This is a genomic window from Streptomyces sp. NPDC052301 (assembly GCF_044593395.1).
Taxonomy (GTDB): Bacteria; Actinomycetota; Actinomycetes; order Streptomycetales; family Streptomycetaceae; genus Streptomyces.
Genome location: NZ_JBIUBE010000001.1, coordinates 373,828 through 394,922, shown reverse-complemented (window position 1 = coordinate 394,922; position 21,095 = coordinate 373,828). Strand labels below are relative to the sequence as shown.

Here is a 21,095-nt window from a genome sequence, read left to right as displayed (position 1 = left end):
CCACTAATGACTTTAGCTGGGTCGAATCCATTGACTCCTGTCGGAATCGGCGTGCAAGGTCTGCCCCGGCACCTCCAGCCGACCCCCACCGCAAAGCCGACCCTTGCTGCAAAGGAGTCCAGCCGCCGTGCGCATCTCCCGCAGAGCCCTCACCGCCGCTGCCGTCGCCCTCGTCCTGCCGCTGAGCGCCTGCGGTTCGGGCGGTGACGACGGCGCCGGTTCGACCGACGCCTCCGGCAAGGTCGAGGGGGACATCACCTTCCAGACCTGGAACCTGCGCGCCCATTTCAAGGCGTACTTCGAAGGCCTGATCGCCGACTTCGAGAAGAAGTACCCCGGCACCCATGTGAAGTGGGTCGACCAGCCCGCCGAGGGCTACCCCGACAAGCTCAGCGCCGACGCGGGCGGCGGCACCCTGCCCGACGTCGTCAACGTCTCCCCGGACCTGGTCGCCCCGCTCGCCAAGGCGGGGCTCGCCATGGACCTGGACAAGGCGGCCGCGAAGTACCGGTCCGAGTACCTGCCCGGCGCCTGGGCCGGCCATCAGGTACCGGGCCTGAAGGGCACGTACGCCTTCCCCTGGTACCTGAACACCGGCCCCCTCTTCTACGACAAGGCCCTCTTCCGGAAGGCCGGACTCGACCCGAACAAGCCGCCCAGGACCTACGACGACCTCTTCGCCGACGCCCTGCAGATGGCGAAGAGGAGCGACGGCAAGGTCGCCACGCTCGCCAACGTGCCCACTATCGAGGACTTCGGCCGCTACGGCGTCCCGCTGATGAACCGGCAGGGCACCGCGTTCGCCTTCAACGACGCCAGGGGAGTCCAACTTCTGACCAAGTACAAGGAGTTGTACGACGCCAAGGCGCTCGACCCGCAGGCGCTGACCGCCACCCCCGAGTCCTCCGGCAAGAAGTTCCTCACCGGTGCCGTCGCCATGAACCCCGGCAGCGCCCTCGACCTCGGCAACTTCAAGAAGAACGCGCCCGGCCTCTACAAGGACATCGGTATCACCGACCAGATCACCAGCACCGGGCACGTCAACATGTACGTCATGGGCGTGATGGTCAACTCCCGCACCCGGCACACCCCGGCCGCCGTCGCCTTCGCCCACTTCGTCACCGACGCGCGGAACCAGATGTCCTTCGCCAAGAAGGTCGCCATCTTCCCGAGCACCGCCGGCTCCCTGGACGACCCGTACTTCACCGAGGAGGACGGCACCGACGAGACCCGGGTGCGCATCGCCGCCGCCAAGTCCCTGAAGACAGCCGTCAATTACACACCCGTGCTGTTCAGCGACCAGATGAAGACCGCGCTGCGCAACGAGGTGGCCAAGGCGCTCCAGGGCAAGGAGAGCCCCGAGCAGGCCCTCGACAACGCTGTCGACGCCGCCGACCGCCTCCTCCAGCAGGGCTGACGAGCCATGGCCACGCCCCTGCGCATCAGGCGCCAGCTCCCCTTCGGTCCCTGGCTGTTCGCCGCACCCGGGCTGCTCGTCACCGGCGTCTTCGTGCTCTACCCGTTCGTCTCCACCCTGGTGAACTCCCTCACCGACCGCCGCACCCTGGTCCCGGGCCGCTTCGTCGGCCTCGCCAACTTCCGCGAGCTGCTCCACGACGACATGTTCTGGACCGGCCTGCGCAACAGCACCCTGTACATCCTCGGTGTCGTACCCGCACTGGTCGTCCTGCCGCTGCTGCTCGCGCTGCTGGTGCAGAAGAACATCCCCGGCATCACCTTCTTCCGCTCCGCCTTCTACACCCCGGTCGTCGCCTCGATCGTCGTGGTCGGGCTGATCTGGGTGTGGCTGCTGGACGAACGCGGCCTGGTCGAGTCCCTGTTGGAGACGGTCGGGATCGGCCGGATCGGGTTCCTCAGCGACCCGTGGCTGCTCCTGCTGAGCGCGATGGCCGTCACGGTGTGGAAGGGCCTCGGCTACTACATGATCATCTACCTGGCGGCGCTGGCGAACGTGCCCCGCGAACTGCACGAGGCCGCCGCCGTGGACGGCGCGGGACCGGTGCGCCGCTTCCTGTCGGTCACCGTGCCCGCCGTGCGCTCCACCATGGTGCTGGTCGCCGCGCTCTCCTCGGTCGCCGCCTTCAAGGTGTTCTCCGAGGTCTACCTGATGGCCGGCCCGAGCGGCGGCCCGGCCGGCGAGGACACCACCCTCGTCATGCTCGTCCAGCGCACCGGCACCGGCCTCACCGGCCGGGTCGGCTACGCCTCCGCGCTCTCCGTCGTGGTGTTCGCCGTCACCGTCGTGCTGATGCTGCTCGTGCTGCGCGCCGACCGCAGGGACGAGTCATGAGCGTCCTGGAGAAGGTACGGCCCGAGCCGCCCGCCACCGCGCAGCGGGAGCCGCGCGTCACCGACGAACACGGCCGCCGGATCCGCGTCGGCGAACTGATCTGGCGCTACCTGCTGCTCCTCGGCGTCCTCGCGCTGACCGTCGGCCCGTTCCTGTGGCAGCTGTCCACCTCGCTCAAGGGCCCCACCGAGGACATCTACAGCTCACCGCCGAGCTTCCTGCCCGCCCACCCCACCCTGCACAACTACAGCCGCGTCGCCGACACCATCCCGGTCTGGGACTACGCCCTGAACTCGCTGAAGGTCGCCGCCGCCAACGTCGTCACCAACTGCGTCGGCTCGGCCCTCGCCGGCTACGCCCTGGCCCGGCTGCGCTACCGCGGCCGGCGCGTGACCACGCTGGTGTTCGTGCTGGCGATGCTCGTGCCCGTCGAGGGCATCGTCATCGCCCAGTTCACCACCATGCGCGAACTCGGTTTGAACAACACGCTCGTCGGGGTCGTCCTGCCCGGAGCGATCGGTGCGATGAACGTGCTGCTGATGCGCAACGCCTTCCGCAATCTGCCGTACCAGATCGAGGAGGCGGCCTACGTCGACGGCGCGAACGTCTGGCAGCGGTTCCTGCGCATCGCCCTGCCCTCGGTGCGGGGGACGGTGGCCGTCGTCGCGATCTTCGCCTTCATGGGCGCCTGGGACGACTTCCTGTGGCCGCTCATCGTGCTCAGCGACCCGTCCAAGTTCACCCTGACCATCGGCCTGAACTACCTGCACGGCACCTTCGCCGACGACGAACGGCTCGTCGCCGCCGGCACCGTGATCGCCGTGGCCCCGCTCATCGCCCTGTTCGCCTGCCTCCAGCGGTACTTCTTCCGCGGGGTCGGCGAGGGCGCCGTCAAGGGCTGACCCGTGCCCCCGTCCGCAAGGAGCGAGGACCCCCGCATGCCCCCTGCCGTGCGCTTCGGCGTCAACTACACCCCGAGCCAGGGGTGGTTCCACCACTGGCTCGACTTCGACCTCGACTCCGTGCGCGCCGACCTCGACTCGATCGCCGCCCTCGGCCTCGACCACGTCCGCGTCTTCCCGCTGTGGCCCTACTTCCAGCCCAACCGCACCCTCATCCGGCCGCGCGCCGTGGAGCAGCTCGTCGCGCTCGCCGACGCGGCCGGCGAGCGCGGTCTCGACGTCAACGTGGACGGCCTCCAGGGCCACCTGAGCAGCTTCGACTTCCTGCCCGCCTGGACCCGCACCTGGCACCGGCGCAACCTCTTCACCGATCCGGAGGTGATCGACGGCCAGGCCGCCTACCTGCGCACCCTCGCCGCCGCCCTCGCCGGGCACCCCCACTTCACCGGCATGACCGTCGGCAACGAGGTCAACCAGTTCGCCGCCGGCCCCCACCCCGACCCCGACCGGATCACGGCCGAGGAGGCCGAACGCTGGCTGCGCCGGATGCTCACCGCCTGCGCCGAGGGCGCCCCGGGCCGGCTCCATCTGCACGCCTCCTACGACGCCGCCTGGTACCAGGACGACCAGCCCTTCACCCCCGCCCACTCCGCCCGGCTCGGTGACCTCACCGCCGTGCACTCCTGGGTGTTCAACGGCACCGCCCAGCGGCACGGCCGTACCTCCGTCCCGGCCGAGCACCACGCGGCCTGGCTGGTCGAGCTGAGCAAGGCCTGGGCCGAGGAACCGCACCGGCCGGTGTGGCTGCAGGAGGTCGGCGCCCCCGCGCCCCTGGTGCCCGCCGAGCACGCCGCCGCCTTCGCCGACGCCACCGTCGCGGCCGTACGGGACTGCCCGGACCTGTGGGGCATCACCTGGTGGTGCTCCCACGACGTCTCCCGCGACCTCGCCGACTTCCCCGAACTCGAGTACGGGCTCGGCCTGTTCACCCACGACCGCAAGCCCAAGGACATCGCGCGCGTGCTGGCCGAGGCGGCCCGGTCGCGGCACGATCCGCCCGCCGTGCGCGCGGCCGCCCTCGTCGTCCCCGCGGACCCGGCCCGGCGCTCCCTGTGCGCCCCCGGCGGGCCGGTGTTCGACGCGTTCTTCCGGCTCGTCGCCGACGGCGCCCGCCCCACCACCGTGCTGGACACGCGCGCCGACGACCAAAACCACCTCGCCGCACGCGGCATCACCGAAGTCGTCACTCCCGACCAGGTACTCCCCACCCCACAAGGAGGCACCCGCTCGTGAACCCCACCAGACGCACCGTCCTGATCGCCGCCGGCGCGGCCGGCCTGACCGCCGCCCTCCCCGGAATCGCCGGCGCGGCCCCGCGCGCCGGTGCGGCGACCCCGCCGTACGCCTCGTACTGGTACCCGGACTCGCTGCCCGCCGGCAGTCCCGGCCCCGGCATCACCTGGCGCAGCCTGAAGACCTGGCGCGCCGCCGCCGACCCCGACCTCGCCTGCAACGCCGCGTCCGTGCCGCTCGCCGCCCGCTTCACCCCGACCCCGGCGAACCCCACGGCCCGCTCGGGCCAGGCCCGGGTCCAGGCCCTGGTCTCCTTCGGCCCCACCTCGTCCAACCCGTCCCAGGGCTCGGCCGCCGCCGACTTCTACGCCCTGACCCACTGGGCGTACCTCGACGAGCTGGTCTTCTGGGGCGGCTCGGCCGGCGAGGGCCTGATCCTCGCGCCGAACGCGCCCGTCGTCGACGCGGCGCACCGGCACGGCGTGCCGGTCCTCGGGAACGTCTTCCTGCCGCCGGTGGCGTACGGCGGACAGCTGCGGTGGACCCGGGACCTGGTGCAGAAGGACGCAGCCGGGCACTACCCGCTCGCCGCGCAACTGGTCGCGGTCGCGGCGGCGTACGGCTTCGACGGCTGGTTCGTGAACGCCGAGACGGGCGGCGGGAACACCGCCCTCGGGCAGGCGATGCTCGGCTTCGTCAAGGAGCTGAAGACGCTGGCGGCGGCCCGGGGACAGCGGGTGACCTGGTACGACGCGATGACCGTGAACGGCACCGTCAGCTGGCAGGGCGCCCTGGACAGCCAGAACCAGGCGTTCTTCCAGGCCGCGGACGACATGTTCGTGGACTTCCGGTGGAGCGCGGGCACCCTCGCCTCCTCCGGCACCAAGGCGCAGCAACTCGGCCGCAGCAGGTACGAACTGTGGGCCGGAGTGGACGTCGAGTCGAACGGCTCCGGCACCTCCGTGGACTGGGACGCCCTCGTGCCGGCGACCGAACCGCACATCACCTCGATCGGCTTCTACCGGCCCGAGTGGACCCGCAACCACCTGCCCGCCGACCGGCGCGCCCCGGAGGACTTCCACGCGGCCGACGACCGGTTCTGGACCGGACGGTCGCTGGACCCGTCCCGGCCGGACGCCACCGACCCCTGGCGGGCGCCGGCGGTGTCGGTGGCCGACCGGTCGACGGTGTCCGCGACGCCGTTCGCGAGCGTGTTCAACACCGGCCACGGGCTGCGGTGGTACGAGGACGGGGTCGCCACGGCGGAGGAGCCCTGGAACCATCTCGGACTCCAGGACCGGCTGCCGTCCCGGCGGTGGGCGGTGCACACGGCGGGACAGCGGCCGGCCGTCTCCTTCGACTTCGCGGACGCCTGGCGGGGCGGCAGCAGCGTGCTGGTCGAGGGTGAACTCGACGAACCGGCGATCCTGGACCTGTACGCGACACGGCTGCCGGTCGGCGTCGAGACGGTTGTCGAGCTGACGCACCGGGCGGAGAGTGGGGGCGTGGACGTCGAGCTCGCCGTCGCCATCGCCGAGCCGGGCAGCGCCGGGTCGACACCGCCGTACACGTATCTGCCGGTGAACACGATCAACACCTGGCAGACGTCGACCGTACGGCTCACCGGGCTGTCCGGCACCGTCCACGCCCTCGGCGTCCGGCTCACCGCGCCCGACGGCGGCCTCGTGCGCTGGCGGCTGGGGGGCCTCGCCGTCCACGACACCGCCGCGGGCCCCGCCGCCCCCTCTGGCCTGCGGATCACCGCCGCCTCCGGAGGCGACCTCCGCTTCGCCTGGAACGCCGCCCCCGGCCCCGTCCGCCACTACGAACTCCACCGTCTCCTGCCCGACGGCACCCGCCGCTTCCTGGGCGGCACCTGCCAGCGCGCCTGGTTCGCCGCCGGCCTGCAGCCCGCCCCGGGGGAGACGGCCGCACGGTTCGAACTGCGCACCGTGGGGGAGCTGTACAACACCTCGCCCCCCGTTTCCGTCACCCACCCCTGGTGATCAACCGCGATCCCCCGGAACCCAGCAGGGAGCACCCCGCATGCATGACGACCGCACGCTGGTGGAAGCCCGCCTCAGGCGCGTCCTCGACGAACGCATCCGTCCCGCCGTGTACCCGGCGTCCGTGCCGCTCCAGGTCGCCGTGTGGCACGCGCCCGGCGAACCGGTACCCGTCGCCGAGGGGCTCGCCGCCGAGCCCGAGCCGATCGAGGTGGGCGCCCGCTGGGGTGCTCCGTGGGGCACCAGCTGGTTCCGGGTGACCGGGACCGTGCCCGAGGCGTGGGCCGGGAGGACCGTCGAGGCCCTGCTCGACCTGGGCTTCGACGAGAACATGCCCGGCTTCCAGTGCGAGGGCCTGGTCTACCGGCCCGACGGCACCCCGGTGAAGGGCCTGAACCCGCGCAACCAGTGGGTCCGCATCGGCGCGCCCGTCGCGGGCGGTGAACAGGTCCGCCTGCACATCGAGGCGGCCTCCAATCCGGTCATCCTCGACTACCACCCCTTCCGGCCCACTCCGCTCGGCGACCAGGACACCGCCGGGCACGACCCCCAGTACACGCTCACCCGCATGGACCTCGCCGTCTTCGACGAGACCGTGTGGCAGCTGGTCCTCGACCTGGAGGTGCTCGGCGAGCTGATGGCCGAGCTGCCGGTGGACTCCGCCCGCCGGCACGACATCCTGCGCGCCCTCGAGCGGGCCCTGGACGCCGTCGACCTGCAGGACGTGAACGGCACCGCGGACCGGGCGCGCGCCCGGCTGACGCAGGTGCTCGCCGCGCCCGCCGTGCCGTCCGCCCACCGCATCAGCGCCGTCGGGCACGCGCACATCGACTCGGCGTGGCTGTGGCCGCTGCGCGAGACGGTCCGCAAGGTGGCCCGTACGACCTCCAACATGACCGCGCTCATCGAGGACGAGCCCGACTTCGTGTTCGCCATGTCCCAGGCGCAGCAGTGGGCGTGGGTGAAGGAGCACCGGCCCGAGGTGTGGGCACGGGTGAAGAAGGCGGTGGCGGAGGGGCGGTTCGTGCCGGCCGGCGGGATGTGGGTGGAGTCGGACACCAACATGCCCGGCTCGGAGGCGATGGCCCGCCAGTTCGTGCACGGCAAGCGGTTCTTCCTCGACGAGTTCGGCGTCGAGAACGAGGAGGCCTGGCTGCCCGACACCTTCGGCTTCGCCGCGGGCCTCCCGCAGATCATCCGGGCGGCCGGCTCGAAGTGGCTGCTGACACAGAAGATCTCCTGGTCGCAGACGAACAAGTTCCCGCACCACACCTTCTGGTGGGAGGGCATCGACGGCACCCGGATCTTCACGCACTTCCCGCCCGTCGACACCTACAACTGCTCGATGAAGGGCAGCGAGATCGCCCACGCGGCCCGGAACTTCCGGGACAAGGGCCGCGCCCGGCATTCCCTCGCGCCCACCGGATGGGGCGACGGGGGCGGCGGCACGACACGCGAGATGGTCGCCAAGGCGGCCCGGCTGCGCGACCTGGAGGGCTCGGCCACCGTCACCTGGGAGACCCCGCGCGTCTTCTTCGAGAAGGCCGAGGCCGAGTACCCCGAGCCGCCCGTCTGGGTCGGCGAGCTCTACCTCGAACTGCACCGCGCCACCCTCACCAGCCAGGCGAGGACCAAGCAGGGCAACCGGCGCAGCGAGCACCTCCTGCGCGAGGCCGAGCTGTGGGCGGCCACCGCGGCCGTGCGCACCGGTTTCCCCTATCCGTACGAGGAGTTGGACCGCATCTGGAAGACGGTCCTGCTGCACCAGTTCCACGACATCCTGCCGGGCTCGTCCATCGCCTGGGTGCACCGGGAGGCCCGGGCGACGTACGAACGGGTCGCCGGGGAGCTGAACGGCATCATCCACGCCGCCCAGCGCGCCCTGGCCGGTGAGGGCGGCACCGACCTGGTGTTCAACTCCGCGCCGCACGACAGGGCCCGGGTCGCCGCGGGCGGTGCCGGCAGCCCGGGTGCGGCGGGCGGCACCTCGCTCGGCCCGCGCGACGGCGGCGGACTCACGCTGGACAACGGCCTGCTCCGGATCGAGGTCGACGACCGGGGCCTGGTCGTCTCGGCGTACGACCTCGCCGCCGGCCGCGAGACCGTCGCTCCCGGCACGGCGGCGAACCTGCTCCAGCTCCACCCGGACTTCCCGAACATGTGGGACGCCTGGGACGTCGACTCCTTCTACCGCAACACGGTCACCGACCTCACGGACGCGGAGTCGGTGCGGGCCGGCGAGGACGGCGCCTCCGTACGGATCGTCCGTGCCTTCGGCGCGTCCCGGGTCACCCAGGTGCTGTCGCTGCCGCCGGGGGAGCGGCGGCTGGAGATCGACACCGAGGTGGACTGGCACGAGACGGAGAAGTTCCTGAAGCTGGCGTTCCCGCTCGACCTGCACGCCGAGCGGTACGCGGCGGAGACGCAGTTCGGGCACGTCCACCGGCCCACGCACACCAACACCTCCTGGGAGGCGGCCAAGTTCGAGGCGTGCAACCACCGCTTCGTCCACCTGGAGGAGCCCGGCTGGGGCGTCGCCGTCGTCAACGACTCGACGTACGGCCACGACGTCACGCGCACGGTCCGCGGCGCCGGTGACCGCGGTACGACCACCACGGTCCGGGTCTCCCTGCTGCGCGCCCCGCGCTTCCCCGACCCGGAGACCGACCAGGGCGTCCACCGCTTCCGGCACGCCCTGGTCCCCGGCGCATCGATCGGTGACGCGGTCCGTGAGGGCTGGCGGATCAACCTGCCCGAGCGGCGGCTGACCGGCGCCCACGAGGTCGCCCCGCTGATCGCCGTGGACGACGACGCGGTGGTGGTCACGGCGGTGAAGCTGGCCGACGACGGCAGCGGCGACGTGGTGGTCCGCTTCCACGAGGCCCACGGCGGCCGGGCCCGGGCCACCCTCACGGCGGGCTTCGAGGTCGCGGACGTCACCGTGACGGACCTGCTGGAGCGGCCGGCCGGCGACGGGGAGCCGCCGGTGCGCGACGGTGACCGGATCACCGTACGGCTGCGGCCGTTCGAACTGATGACGCTCCGCCTGCGGCGCGCCTGACACCTGCCGGACACCGGCTCCGCCGCCCGCCGTTCAGGGGCGGTGGGGCCGGTGTCCGCCGACCTGTCGCTGGAGTCGGTGGTCGGCATCGCCCCGGCCGTCGGCGCCCTGCTGGTGCCGCCCCCGAGCCAGTCCGGCTGGGGCACCGGCCTCCCGGCGGGGCTCGCCCTCCTGGCGATTCCCCTGGCCGGCGCGGGCGTCGGCGCCTTCAACGGCGTCCTCGTCGCGAAGTTCCGGCACAACGCGTTCATCGTCACCCTCGCCATGCTCATCGTGCTGCCCGGCCTGCTGGTCGGCGCCACCAAGGGCAAGACGCTGTCCGGCATGCCCGACAGCTTCTACTCCCTGGCCACCACCACGTTCCTGAACGTCCCGCTGTCCGTGTGGCTGGCCGCCGGCGCCTTCGCGGTCACCGGGTTCCTACTGAAGTACCACCGCACCGGCCGCGCCCTGTACGCCATCGGCGGCGACGCGGACGCGGCCCGCGCCGCGGGGATCCGCGTCGACCGGGTCACGCTCGGCGTGTACGTGATCGCGGGTGTGCTCGCCTCGGCCGGCGGACCGCTGCAGTCCGGGTACGTCGGGGCGATCAGCGCCAACCAGGGCCAGAACATGATCTTCACGGTGTTCGCGCCGGCGGTGATCGGCGGCATCGGCCTGGACGGCGGCAAGGGCACCATGTTCGGCGCGCTCACCGGCGTCCTCCTCCTGGGCGTCGTACAGAACCTGCTCACCCTCGCCCAGGTGCCGTCGTTCTGGATCCAGGCCATCTACGGCGGGATCATCCTCGTCGCCCTCGTGATCGCCCGTGTGACGACAGGCCGTGCCCAGGACTGACGTCCCCTCAGGCACCCGACGAACGAGAGGACTTCAGTGTCCCAGGCCCCCGCCCGCGTCATCGCGGTCGACACCCACGACATCCGTTTCCCCACCTCGCGCGAGCTGGACGGCTCCGACGCGATGAACCCGGACCCCGACTACTCGGCGGCCTACGTCGTGCTGCGCACCGACGCCGGTGACGGGCACGAGGGGCACGGATTCGTCTTCACCATCGGGCGGGGCAACGACGTCCAGGTCGCCGCGATCGACGCGCTGCGGGCCCATGTGCTCGGCCGGCCGGTCCAGGAGCTGTGCGCCGACCCCGGCTCGCTCTTCCGGGACCTCATCGCCGACAGCCAGCTGCGCTGGCTCGGCCCCGAGAAGGGCGTGATGCACATGGCCATCGGGGCTGTCGTCAACGCCGCCGCCCTGCGCCCGGAGCCACTCGCGCGGTACGCCTTCCCCGGCGGCACCTACTGGGCCGCCGACCCCGACACCCAGAAGGGACCGGCCGCATGGACGACTTCGCGGGTCTGAAGGCCCTGGTCACCGGGGGCGCCTCCGGTATCGGCCGGGCCACCGCCGACCTCCTCGCCGCCCGCGGAGCCCGGCGGACAGGTCCTGGACACGGCGCGGCAGCTGACCGCCCGCCTCGGCCCCGAGGAGCGGGCGGCCGTGTACGAGCGGACCGCGCGGCGCGTCTACGACCTCTGAACCGCGCTCGCCAGCCGGGTGGGCGGCAGATACTCGCGCACATAGGTGCGCTCCCAGCAGGCGCCCGTCTCCCGCAGCTTCCGCCAGCTGGAGTAGCGGTAGCGGAAGAGGCGGGCCCGGACGTGGCGGGGCGGGGTGTCCGGCGGGAACGGGGAGCGGCGCAGCAGGCGCAGCGTGTCCCGGTCGTTCTCCAGCAGGCGCTCCACCAGACCGCCGAACCAGTCGCCCGCGTAGGCCGGGGACAGCGCGGCGAACCACATCAGCCAGTCGAGCCGCAGATGGTAGGGCGCGAACTGGCGCGGCCAGTGCCTCGGGTCGCCGGGCTTGCCCTTGAACTCGTACTCCCGCCAGTCGGAGTCCTCCCGCGGCACCTCGTCCAGCGTGCCCTCGACCACCACCTCGTAGCGGACCCGGCTGACACTGCCGAAGGCGCCGTAGGTGTTCACCAGGTGCAGGGGGTCGAAGGAGCGGTTCATGACCTGGCGGCGGGAGACCATGTTCACCACCGGGTGGTAGCTGAGGAAGACCAGCAGCGCGGCGACCGCGAGCACCAGGACCTCGTACCACAGCGGCGCCGACGGCACCTTCGGCGCCGTCGTCGGCAGCCACAGCGCGGACAGGGCCAGCACGATGGTGATCCAGTTCAGCCAGGAGAAGTTCCCGGAGAGCACCAGCCACAGCTGGGTGACGATCATCAGGGCGGCGGCGGCCGACGCGATCGGCTGCGGGGTGAACAGGAGCACCGGCACGACCAGCTGGGTGACGTGGTTGGCGGCCACCTCCACCCGGTGCAACGGCTGCGGCAGACGGTGGAAGAACCAGCTCAGCGGGCCCGGCATCGGCTGGGTCTCGTGGTGGTAGTACAGACAGGTCAGCTTCCGCCAGCAGGCGTCGCCGCGCAGTTTGATCAGCCCGGCGCCGAACTCCACGCGGAACAGGATCCAGCGCAGCAGGAACAGCACGACGACGGGCGGCGCGACCTCGTCGTTGCCGAGGAACGCGGCCAGGAAGCCCGTCTCCAGCAGCAGCGACTCCCAGCCGAACGCGTACCAGGTCTGGCCGACGTTGACGATCGACAGGTACAGCGCCCACGGCATCAGCCACAGCAGGATCGCGGCCCACAGCGGAACGTAGGCGTCCGCCCCGGCGAGCAGGGCCGCAGAGACCGCGCAGCCCGCCCACGAACAGCCCGCGAAGAAGCGGTCGGAGTAGTGCAGCTGGAACAGGCTCGGGGCCCGTCGGAACGACACCCGCGCCACGAAGCGGGGGATCGGCAGCATGCCGCGCTCGCCCAGCAGGGCCCGGAACTGCAGGGCCGCCGTCAGGAACGCGACCAGGTACACGGCGGCCAGGGCCCGCTGGAAGACCAGTCGGCTCAGCCAGTACTCCGATGCGGTGAACCAGTCCACGGTCTCGCGCTCCTGCCTTCATCGTGGCCACCCGTGACAAGCGTCCCCCAGCGCTGCGAAGGGCCCGTGACTCCGTGTACCGCGCCCCTCCGCCTGCGTAACCCGAGGTCGAAGAATCGGGCGATTCCTGGCAAGGTGGGCCCCATGGCTGATCGGGGAGCGCATGCCCTGTCACTCCCTGAGGACTGGCCCGCCCAGCCGGAACCGATCCTCGCGCTCAATCGCATGGGCAGCTTCGACTGGGACCTGGACGCGGGTCTGTTCCACATGGACGCACAGGCCTACACGGTGTTCGACCTGCTTCCCGAGGAGTACGACGGCCGGCCGGAGTCCCTGGCCCTGCGGGTCCCGCCGCCCGAGGCCGCCCGGCTGGACGCGGCGGTCGCCCGCGCCATCAAGGACGGCAGCGAGAACTACGGCGTCTACTTCCGTATCCGCTGCCGCGACGGCGCCCTGCGCTGGACCCACACCCAGGGCTACATCCGGCGCGACGCGTCGGGCCGGCCACGCCGGGTCGTCGGCATCGTCCGCGACGCCACCGACGAACTCGCCGAGAGCACGGCCCGCACGCTGCGGGCCGCCCGGACCGAGGCCCTCAGACAGCAGACCGACATCGTCCAGGCCGTCTCCGCCGCCCTCGCCGACGCCCGCAGCGTCCGGGACGTCATCGACGTCCTGAAGGACACCCACGGCGTCCGTCACCTCGGTGCGGCCAGCCTCGTCATGGGCCTGGTGGAGGCCGGCCGGATCCGGCTCGTCGCCGAGGGGCCCGCCGGGGCCTCGGTGCCCGGCACCCGGATCACCCGGATCACCGAGCCGTACCCGATGAGCGAGGTCGTCCGCACGCTCACGCCCCGGTTCATCGAGTCCCCGGAGGAGTTCGCCGACGGCTACCCGATCCTGTGGCCCCACATCACCGACCTGCACATCACCTCGGCCGCCTATCTGCCGCTGATCGCCCAGGCCCGCCCGATCGGCGCGATGGGCCTGCTCTACGACGACCGGCGCGGCTTCCCCGCCGAGGAGCGGGCCGTCCTGGTCGCACTCGGCTCCAGCATCGCGCAGAGCCTGCAGCGGGCCATGCTCTACGAGCAGGAGAAGGACCTCGCCCAGAGCCTCCAGCAGGCCATGCTGCCCCGCACCATCCCCAGCGTGCGCGGCGCCGACATCGCCGTCCGCTACCGCGCCGCCGCCGTCGGCGGCACCCTCGGCCGGGACATCGGCGGCGACTGGTACGACCTGATCCCGCTGCCCGGCGGCCGGGTCGGCGCGGTCATCGGCGACGTACAGGGCCACGACACGCACGCGGCGGCCGTCATGGGCCAGCTGCGGATCGTGCTGCGCGCCTACGCCGCCGAAGGGCACACCCCGGCCACCGTCATGGCCCGTGCCTCCGTCTTCCTCCACGAACTCGACACCGACCGCTTCGCCACCTGCCTGTACGCCGAGGCCGACCTGTCCACCGGGGTCGTCCAGGCGGTACGCGCCGGGCACATCGACCCGCTGATCCGGCACAGCGACGGCAGCTGCCGCCGGGCGCCCGTCGAGGGCGGTCTGCCGCTCGGCCTGTCCGCCGAGTTCAGCCGGCTGGAGTACCCCGTCTCCACCCTGGAACTCGACCCCGGCCACACCCTGCTGCTGTGCACCGACGGACTCGTCGAGCAGCCCGGCACCGACCTCGACGACGGCATGCGCGGCCTCACCGCGCTCGTCGCCGAGGGCCCGCAGGACGTGCGCGCCCTCGCCGACCGGCTGATCCGGCTGGCCGAGGAGCGGGGCGGCGACGACGACGTGGCACTGCTCCTGCTGCGCCGCCGCGTCCCCGAGGCCCCCCGGGCCGGCGGCCGGCTCCGGCAGCACGTCACGCCCGGCGACCCCGAGGCCCTCACCCACGCCCGGCACCTGTTCCGCGCCGCGGTCCGCGCCTGGGGCGCCGGCGACCGCGCCGACGAGATCGAACTGGCCACCGACGAGCTGATCACCAACGCCCTGATGCACACCGAGGGCTCCGCGATCGTGACCCTGCGGGCCCTCGACGACGGCGGCGACCGCAGGCTCCGGATCGAGGTCGAGGACTCCTCCAGCGCCCTGCCGCGCCGCCGCGACGCGGGGGAGAACGGCGTGTCCGGCCGCGGCCTGCTCCTCGTGGAGCGGCTCTCCGACGCCTGGGGCGTCGAGGCACGCGGCGGCGGGAAGGCGGTGTGGTGCGAGTTCCGGCTGCCGCGGGCGGACCGCTGAGGCCCGCCTGCCGTCGTCGGTGCCGGATGGCACCCTGGACCTATGCCGGAACTGCCCGAGGTGGAGGCGCTGAAGGACTTTCTCACCGAGCACCTGGCCGGCCGCCGGGTGGTGCGGGTGCTGCCGGTCGCCGTCAGCGTGCTGAAGACGTACGACCCCCCGGTCTCCGCCCTCGAGGGCGGCACGGTGACGTCGGTGCGCCGGCACGGCAAGTTCCTCGACCTGGCGGTGGACAGCGGGCTGCACCTGGTGACCCATCTGGCCCGCGCGGGCTGGCTGCAGTGGAAGGACCCGCTGCCGGCCGGACCGCCCAAGCCGGGCAAGGGCCCGCTGGCGCTGCGGGTGGCACTGGAGACCGGCGAGGGCTTCGACCTCACCGAGGCCGGCACCCAGAAACGCCTGGCGGTGTACGTCGTGCGTGACCCCGGGGAGGTCGAGGGCATCGCCCGGCTCGGCCCGGACCCGCTGGCCGCCGACTTCGACGAGGAGCGCTTCGCCGCCCTGCTCAAGGACGAGAGACGCCGGCTCAAGGGTGCCCTGCGCGACCAGAGCCTGATCGCGGGCGTCGGCAACGCGTACAGCGACGAGATCCTGCACGCCGCGAAGATGTCCCCGTTCAAGCTCGCCGCGTCCCTCACCCCCGAGGAGACCGGCCGGCTCTACGCGGCGCTGCGCGGCACGCTCACCGCGGCGGTCGAGCGCTCCCGTGGCGTGGCCGCCGGGCGGCTGAAGACGGAGAAGAAGAGCGGCCTGCGCGTCCACGGCCGCACCGGCGAGCCGTGTCCGGTGTGCGGCGACACCATCCGCGAGGTCTCCTTCAGCGACTCCTCGCTCCAGTACTGCCCCACCTGCCAGACGGGCGGCAAGCCCCTGGCGGACCGCAGGATGTCGCGGCTGCTGAAGTAAGGCCTACGGCTCGACGGACACCAGCCGCTGTCCGTCCGAGGTGCGCACGTCGTAGCGGGCGATCTGGTCGGCGTGCATCGTGGAGGATCCGAGGGTGGTGAAGGCACCGGTGTGGTGGCCGGGCTCCATCCAGGTGCCGGCGACCTGCTCGGTGCCGTCGCGGCCCACCACGACGAGCCGGCAGGCGTGGGGACCGGTGCCGTCCTTCACCTTGAGCAGCAGCCGGCTGCCCGCGTCCCCGTCGTCGGCCGTGACCTCGGCCCACACCCCGGTCCGCGGGTCGGTCGCCGCGGTGACATGGGCGGCCGGCTCCTCATGGCCGGCGAAGGCCACGATCCCCGGACCGACGACCGCCAGCACCACGGAGGCGGCCAGGCCGTACAGAAACCGCCGGTGGCGCGCCCGGTGCCGGTGCGCGACCTCGCCGAGCAGCCGGTCCAGCAGCCGGGGACCGGGCTGTGCCATGGGGTGCACGAAGCGCGGCGTGGCCCGGCGGTACAGCATCAGCTGCCGGGTCGCGGGCCCGAACTCGGTCACGCGTGCCGCGCACTGAGGGCACTCCAGAAGGTGGTCCTCGAAGCGGAAGGCCTCCGCCTCGTCCAGCACGCCGAGCGCGTACGCGCCGACGTCGCGATGCCTTTCCAGGGACCTCATGCCGAATCCTCGTGCCGAAGGGTGTGGGTGGGGTTACTCCTTGCTCCCACCCGTACGCACCGGACAGCCGAATCACTCAAGCCACGCACAGAATCCCGGACAGGAGATTCGGAGCGCTCCGGCACACGGATTGGTCCCTTTCCCGAAAAAGTCCCGCCCCGTGGATCCGGGCGGATGCGCGTCCCCGGCCCGGCGGGTCAGAAGAGGTGGATGGCCAGATGGCCGAGGGGCAGGCCGAGGCGCCAGGCCGGGGTCCACACCTTCGGGCCGTCGTCCTCGCCGGCCGTCAGCCCGCCGCCCGGCACCGCGTCCAGGTCCGGGGCGAGCAGCTCGGTCTCCTCCAGCCAGCGCCAGGCGTCCACCGCCAGGGCCAGATCGGGCGAGGGGGTGCCGGACTCGGCGGCACGGTCGGTCAGCTCGGCCATGCGGGTGCGCACCCAGTCCTGCCACGGCTGGTCGTAGGCGGTCAGCGACAGCCAGTTCTCCAGCTGGGAGATCACCCGGATGCCGGACAGCTCCCCGTCGGTGTCGGACAGGAAGACGGTGAGCGCCAGCGCGTCCCGGCCGGCCCGGAACTCGAAGGACGTCGGCGGCATCAGATCGCCGGTGCGCAGCAGCTCGTCGGCGATGTACTCGGCGTACAACCAGGCCATGGGGACGGCCAGTTCACCGTCGTCGGTGCCGTCCGTGCTCTCGTGCCCTCTGTGCAGCATCCCTTCCTGCCCTTCCTCCGGTGCGTGCGCGCGTCGCCCGAACGCCGGGCCCGGCCTCCCGACCGGAACGTGCATGAGGACAGCCCATTGCCCGAACGGGGGGCACAGCAAGGCGCTTTACCGAGGTTTGACCCTGCTTCCGGTTTCAGTGCAGGTCGGTCGCATAACCCGGAAGGACCCGGCGCAGGGCGCGCAGCGCGTAGTACGCGCGGGACTTCACGGTACCGGGTGGAATGCCGAGCGTCTTCGCCGCTTCCGCCACACTGGCCCCGCGGAAATACACGAGTAGGAGCACGTCACGGTGCTCGGGCGTGAGTGTCTTCACAGCCTCCCGCACATCGAGCGCCGCGGCGGCCCGTTCGGCGTGATCGGCGGTCACCCGCGCGGTCTCGGGCACCTCGGCGCCCACCTCGGGGGGCCGCGCCCGCTGCGCCCGCCGGGCGTCGATGGCGAGCCGCCGGGCCACGGTCAGCAGCCAGGGCCGTACCGAGTCGAAGCCGGCGGCGTGCAGCGCCTCCGGGTGCTGCCAGGCGCGCACCAGGGTCTCCTGCACCAGGTCCTCGGCGCGCTGCCGGTCGCCGTCGCAGAGCCTGAGGAGGAGGGCGAACAGGGGCCCGCCGTGCTCGCGCTGCAGCGCCGCCAGCTCGTGCTCGGCGGTCGTCGTCCCGGGGGTGAGTGAGGTACCGGCCGTCATGGCCGTATGGCAGCGCGCCGGACAGCCGGGGGACAGGGGGTGCGCCGGGCTGTGCGACGGACGGTCGATCGCGTCGGTGAACGGTCGGACGGTCGGACGAGCGGTCCGGCGAGCGGCCCCGTACGGCCCCGGATGGGCTAAGGAAGCCGCCCGTGCTGTTTATCCGGCGGCCCAGATTCGTACTCATATGCCGTCACCGCTTTGTCGGTATATACGACAGCCCTGGGGTGAGCTGATGATCGCACGCAGACGCCAGGTGGCCCTGGTCCTGACCGCCGTCCTCGCGGCCGCGGCCGCCTGCCAGAACCACGAGCGCCAGGGGGCCGGGCACCCGGCGCCCCCGGCCTCGGCCGCCCGCGGCTCCGCCCTGGCCGCCTCCGGGGACGTCCTGCCGCACAGCCCCGTCATCGACCGGGCCGCCCTCGACGCCCACGGCGACGGCTACGACTCGCGGCCCGTGCTCTTCGGCGCCGAACCCGTCGTCCTCCGCGCCGGCCTGGCCCTGTGTCACGCGGAGACCGTCCACGGCGCCGGCGGCGGCCACTGCGTCCATCCCGCCGCCGAGCCCCCGCCGCAGATGGAGGGCCTCGCCGCAACCGGCTGCGACGGCTGCTCCACCGTCTGCGACCACGCCCCGGACGACGGCGCCGCCGGCGTCCGGAGCACCCCGGACGCCATGGACGGGGCGGGCCCGCGGCACCCCGGAACCGCCCGCGACGCCGAGGCCCGCTCGGTCACGCTCCTGCGGGCGGGACCGGCCGAGGTCGCGCACCCGTCGGACACCCCCGGCACCAACGGCGTCCCGCTGCCGCCGGCGAGCCCCGGGCCGTCGGCCTGACCGACCCGGACCGGACGGCCGTCGGCGCCCGAGCCGCCCGGCGGGCCGGTGCCGGCACGGCCGTGGCCCCCGCGCACCGGGACACCCGGTGGCACGACGAACCCGACCGGCCCCGGCTCGGCCTCGCCGGGAGACGCACCGCCTCCACGACCGGCGGCCGCCCGGACGTCGACCCGGTCCGGAAACCGGCCCCCGCGTCCCGCAGGCCCAAGGCCTCGACGCCGGCGGGACGGCCTGGACACGGGCGAGCGATCGGACCACCGGCGTGATCAGCCGGCGGTCACGCGGGGGGCCGCCGCTCGGCCAGGGCCGAACGGCGGTACGAGTAGCCGAAGTAGATCACGCAGCCGATCGCGAACCACACCGCGAACCGCACCCAGGTCTGCCACTGCAGGAAAGTGATCAGCCAGATCGAGAAGAGGATCCCCAGCGCGGGCACCACCGGCATCCACGGGGTGCGGAACGTGCGCGGCAGGTCCGGCTGCCGGTAGCGCAGCACGATCACCGCCGCGCACACCACCACGAACGCCAGCAGGATGCCGATGTTGGTCAGCTCGGCCGCCTCGGCGATCGGGATGAACCCGGCGATGACGGCCGACGCCGCGCCGACGATCCAGGTCACCCGGGTCGGCACGTGCCGCGTCGGGTGCGTCTTGGCGAACCACCGCGGCAGCAGACCGTCCCGGGACATCGAGAACCACACCCGGGTCACGCCCAGCATGAACGTGAACATCACGGTGAGGATGCCGATGATCGCGCCCACCGCGATCACGTCCGCGAGCCCGCTCAGGCCCACCGACTTGAACGCGGAGGAGAAGCCGCTCTCCGGGTCGATGTCCTTGTAGTTCTGCATGCCCGTCAGCACCAGACAGGCCGCCACGTACAGGACCATCGAGATCACCAGCGAGTAGATGATCGCCTTCGGCATGTGCCGCTGCGCGTCCTTCGACTCCTCGGCCGCGGTCGACATCGCGTCGTAGCCGAACACCGCGAAGAACACGGTCGCCGCACCGGTGAACGCCCCGCTGATGCCGAACGGGAAGAACGGGTGGTAGTTCGCCGAGTTGATGTGGAACACGCCCACCCCGATCACCAGCAGCACCACCAGCACCTTCAGGACGACCACGAACGTCTCGAAGCGGGCCGCGCTGCGGATGCCCAGGTTCAGCAGCCAGGCGATCAGCAGGCACAGGATCGCCGCGAACAGGTCGACCCGGTGCCCGTCCCCGGTACCCGGCGCGCCCAGCATCCAGTGCGGCAGCTTCGCGCCCATCTCCTCGACCAGGAATCCGAAGTACCCGGAGATGCCGATCGCGACCACCGCCACGATCGCCGTGTACTCCAGCAGCAGGTCCCAGCCGATGAACCAGCCCGCGAACTCGCCGAGCACCGCGTAGCCGTACGTGTACGCCGACCCCGCCTTCGGGATCAGCCCCGCGAACTCGGCGTACGACAGCGCCGCACACGCGCTCGCGACACCGGCGATCAGGAACGACACCAGCACCGCGGGTCCGGCCGTGCCGTTCGCCACCGTGCCGGCCAGCGTGAAGATGCCCGCGCCGATGATGCCGCCCACACCGATCGCCGTGAGCTGCAAGAGTCCCAGCGACTTGTCCAGCCGGGGCCCCTCGCCGACCTCCGTCTCCTCGATGTGCTCGATGGGTTTGCGGCGGAGAATCCCCTCACCCGCGCGGATCCTGGCCATGCGCCTCACCTCTTCACCGACGGCAACGGCTGACGGCGGATCATGATGGCTCAGCCCCGCTGCACAGGGAAGACGCCACGCACGGCCCGAACCGACGTCCGGGCGCGGGACAGGCCTGACCGGGGAGCGCGGGTGCACCGTGAGCCGGGCCGGGCATCATCGGCCCGATCCGCGGCGCCGCGCGCCCAGAGCTCACCCCGGGCTCACCCCGGCCGACCGGGTGGCCCGTACGCCCGCCGCCCCGGCCTGAGTGCCGCTCCTCGCGATCCTGCCGCTGCTCCGGCGCCCTACGGGACGACCGTCACCGGCCAACGTCCCGCCTTGACCAGCCGGACCGCCACCGATCCGATGATCCGGTGGCCGGCCTGCTCCGAGGCGCCCACGACCACCGCGTCCGCCCTCAGGTCGTCGGCCGCCTGCACCAGACCCGTGAAGGGGTCGCCGCGGAAGGTGTGGAACTCCCAGCGCACGTCGAATATCCCCCGGACCCGGTCGGCCGCCTCCCGGATCTGCGCGATCAGGTCCTCGGCGATCTCGTCCGTCGTCTCCGCCACCGGCGCCCCGAGCGCCGCCCCGGCCGCGAGCACGGGCTGCACGTACACCACGGCCAGCAGCGCGCGCTGCCGCCGGGCCAGACCGCCCGCGTAAGCGGCGGCGCGCATCGAGGAGTCCGAGCCGTCCACGCCCACCACGATGACCTTGGGCCCGTCCGTGCCCAGCTCGAACTGGTGCGAGTGCTGTTCGTGCCGTTCCGTCACGAGCCGAGGCTATGGGAACCGGCTCCTCCGTCCGGGGTCAGGGGCGCGCTCGACGGGCGAGCGGCCCGCCCCCT

Annotated in this window: 15 protein-coding genes and 2 pseudogenes; 11 read left to right on the top strand and 6 right to left on the bottom strand. The window is 72.5% G+C overall.

All coding sequences use genetic code 11. From position 1 onward, the window contains the following. Positions 1 to 127: 127 nt before the first annotated feature. From ACIHEJ_RS01545 to ACIHEJ_RS01510, 8 genes and pseudogenes are all read left to right on the top strand, one after another. Positions 128 to 1,417 (top strand): ABC transporter substrate-binding protein, encoded by a 1,290-nt coding sequence (locus tag ACIHEJ_RS01545; protein ID WP_400131226.1) that lies wholly within the window; start codon positions 128 to 130, stop codon positions 1,415 to 1,417. Positions 1,418 to 1,423: 6 nt separating this feature from the next. Beyond that, the gene (locus ACIHEJ_RS01540) at positions 1,424 to 2,311 is read left to right on the top strand and encodes a carbohydrate ABC transporter permease (protein WP_400131225.1); all 888 of its coding nucleotides are present in this window, start codon (positions 1,424 to 1,426) and stop codon (positions 2,309 to 2,311) included. After that, entirely contained in the window at positions 2,308 to 3,213 is a 906-nt protein-coding gene (locus tag ACIHEJ_RS01535) for a carbohydrate ABC transporter permease (protein WP_400131224.1), read from the top strand. Before ACIHEJ_RS01540 ends, ACIHEJ_RS01535 begins: the two co-directional genes overlap by 4 nt. A gap of 36 nt (positions 3,214 to 3,249) precedes the next feature. Beyond that, positions 3,250 to 4,506 carry a glycosyl hydrolase gene (locus ACIHEJ_RS01530; RefSeq protein WP_400131223.1) on the top strand — a complete coding sequence of 419 codons (1,257 nt, stop codon included), beginning with the start codon at positions 3,250 to 3,252 and terminating at the stop codon, positions 4,504 to 4,506. After that, positions 4,503 to 6,512, top strand: coding sequence for an endo-beta-N-acetylglucosaminidase (locus ACIHEJ_RS01525; RefSeq protein WP_400131222.1), 2,010 nt, complete (start codon positions 4,503 to 4,505; stop codon positions 6,510 to 6,512). Before ACIHEJ_RS01530 ends, ACIHEJ_RS01525 begins: the two co-directional genes overlap by 4 nt. Before the next feature lie 40 nt (positions 6,513 to 6,552). Next, entirely contained in the window at positions 6,553 to 9,573 is a 3,021-nt protein-coding gene (locus tag ACIHEJ_RS01520) for an alpha-mannosidase (RefSeq protein WP_400131221.1), read from the top strand. A 60-nt stretch (positions 9,574 to 9,633) separates the two neighbouring features. Then, positions 9,634 to 10,410 (top strand): annotated as a pseudogene (locus tag ACIHEJ_RS01515) (ABC transporter permease); the annotation flags it as partial. Between the two features lie 36 nt (positions 10,411 to 10,446). Continuing rightward, positions 10,447 to 10,815: pseudogene (locus ACIHEJ_RS01510) on the top strand (fuconate dehydratase); the annotation flags it as partial. A 278-nt stretch (positions 10,816 to 11,093) separates the two neighbouring features. Here the strand turns inward: ACIHEJ_RS01510 and ACIHEJ_RS01505 are convergent. Further along, a complete protein-coding gene (locus ACIHEJ_RS01505; RefSeq protein WP_400131220.1) occupies positions 11,094 to 12,515 on the bottom strand; it encodes a lipase maturation factor family protein in 1,422 nt (473 codons plus the stop codon). A gap of 144 nt (positions 12,516 to 12,659) precedes the next feature. On the opposite strand from ACIHEJ_RS01505, the gene ACIHEJ_RS01500 reads away from it, so the two are divergent. Continuing rightward, positions 12,660 to 14,753, top strand: coding sequence for a SpoIIE family protein phosphatase (locus ACIHEJ_RS01500; RefSeq protein WP_400131219.1), 2,094 nt, complete (start codon positions 12,660 to 12,662; stop codon positions 14,751 to 14,753). 42 nt (positions 14,754 to 14,795) lie between these two features. Continuing rightward, the gene (locus tag ACIHEJ_RS01495; protein ID WP_400131218.1) at positions 14,796 to 15,659 is read left to right on the top strand and encodes an Fpg/Nei family DNA glycosylase; all 864 of its coding nucleotides are present in this window, start codon (positions 14,796 to 14,798) and stop codon (positions 15,657 to 15,659) included. 3 nt (positions 15,660 to 15,662) lie between these two features. Here ACIHEJ_RS01495 and ACIHEJ_RS01490 read toward each other — a convergent pair whose 3' ends face one another. The 3 genes from ACIHEJ_RS01490 to ACIHEJ_RS01480 form a co-directional block, all read right to left on the bottom strand. Further along, complete coding sequence (locus ACIHEJ_RS01490; protein WP_400131217.1) at positions 15,663 to 16,313, bottom strand: zf-HC2 domain-containing protein; 651 nt, start codon at positions 16,311 to 16,313, stop codon at positions 15,663 to 15,665. A gap of 197 nt (positions 16,314 to 16,510) precedes the next feature. Next, positions 16,511 to 17,026 carry a hypothetical protein gene (locus tag ACIHEJ_RS01485; RefSeq protein ID WP_400131216.1) on the bottom strand — a complete coding sequence of 172 codons (516 nt, stop codon included), beginning with the start codon at positions 17,024 to 17,026 and terminating at the stop codon, positions 16,511 to 16,513. 145 nt (positions 17,027 to 17,171) lie between these two features. After that, complete coding sequence (locus tag ACIHEJ_RS01480; protein WP_400131215.1) at positions 17,172 to 17,720, bottom strand: sigma-70 family RNA polymerase sigma factor; 549 nt, start codon at positions 17,718 to 17,720, stop codon at positions 17,172 to 17,174. 235 nt (positions 17,721 to 17,955) lie between these two features. Here ACIHEJ_RS01480 and ACIHEJ_RS01475 point away from each other — a divergent pair, with 235 nt between their 5' ends. Beyond that, positions 17,956 to 18,558 carry a CapA family protein gene (locus ACIHEJ_RS01475; RefSeq protein WP_400131214.1) on the top strand — a complete coding sequence of 201 codons (603 nt, stop codon included), beginning with the start codon at positions 17,956 to 17,958 and terminating at the stop codon, positions 18,556 to 18,558. A 280-nt stretch (positions 18,559 to 18,838) separates the two neighbouring features. Here ACIHEJ_RS01475 and ACIHEJ_RS01470 read toward each other — a convergent pair whose 3' ends face one another. Both ACIHEJ_RS01470 and ACIHEJ_RS01465 read right to left on the bottom strand, forming a co-directional pair. Next, the gene (locus ACIHEJ_RS01470) at positions 18,839 to 20,263 is read right to left on the bottom strand and encodes an amino acid permease (RefSeq protein ID WP_400131213.1); all 1,425 of its coding nucleotides are present in this window, start codon (positions 20,261 to 20,263) and stop codon (positions 18,839 to 18,841) included. Between the two features lie 287 nt (positions 20,264 to 20,550). Then, entirely contained in the window at positions 20,551 to 21,021 is a 471-nt protein-coding gene (locus ACIHEJ_RS01465) for a universal stress protein (protein ID WP_400131212.1), read from the bottom strand. Positions 21,022 to 21,095: the final 74 nt, after the last annotated feature.

What these genes read in the sequence shown, in the direction of transcription:
- ACIHEJ_RS01540 (WP_400131225.1), top strand. Translation starts at nt 1,424, where the DNA reads ATGGCCACGCCCCTGCGCATCAGGCGCCAGCTCCCCTTCGGTCCCTGG.
- ACIHEJ_RS01535 (WP_400131224.1), top strand. Translation starts at nt 2,308, where the DNA reads ATGAGCGTCCTGGAGAAGGTACGGCCCGAGCCGCCCGCCACCGCGCAG.
- ACIHEJ_RS01530 (WP_400131223.1), top strand. Translation starts at nt 3,250, where the DNA reads ATGCCCCCTGCCGTGCGCTTCGGCGTCAACTACACCCCGAGCCAGGGG.
- ACIHEJ_RS01520 (WP_400131221.1), top strand. Translation starts at nt 6,553, where the DNA reads ATGCATGACGACCGCACGCTGGTGGAAGCCCGCCTCAGGCGCGTCCTC.
- ACIHEJ_RS01500 (WP_400131219.1), top strand. Translation starts at nt 12,660, where the DNA reads ATGGCTGATCGGGGAGCGCATGCCCTGTCACTCCCTGAGGACTGGCCC.
- ACIHEJ_RS01495 (WP_400131218.1), top strand. Translation starts at nt 14,796, where the DNA reads ATGCCGGAACTGCCCGAGGTGGAGGCGCTGAAGGACTTTCTCACCGAG.
- ACIHEJ_RS01490 (WP_400131217.1), bottom strand. Translation starts at nt 16,313, where the DNA reads ATGAGGTCCCTGGAAAGGCATCGCGACGTCGGCGCGTACGCGCTCGGC.
- ACIHEJ_RS01485 (WP_400131216.1), bottom strand. Translation starts at nt 17,026, where the DNA reads ATGCTGCACAGAGGGCACGAGAGCACGGACGGCACCGACGACGGTGAA.
- ACIHEJ_RS01480 (WP_400131215.1), bottom strand. Translation starts at nt 17,720, where the DNA reads ATGACGGCCGGTACCTCACTCACCCCCGGGACGACGACCGCCGAGCAC.
- ACIHEJ_RS01475 (WP_400131214.1), top strand. Translation starts at nt 17,956, where the DNA reads ATGATCGCACGCAGACGCCAGGTGGCCCTGGTCCTGACCGCCGTCCTC.
- ACIHEJ_RS01470 (WP_400131213.1), bottom strand. Translation starts at nt 20,263, where the DNA reads ATGGCCAGGATCCGCGCGGGTGAGGGGATTCTCCGCCGCAAACCCATC.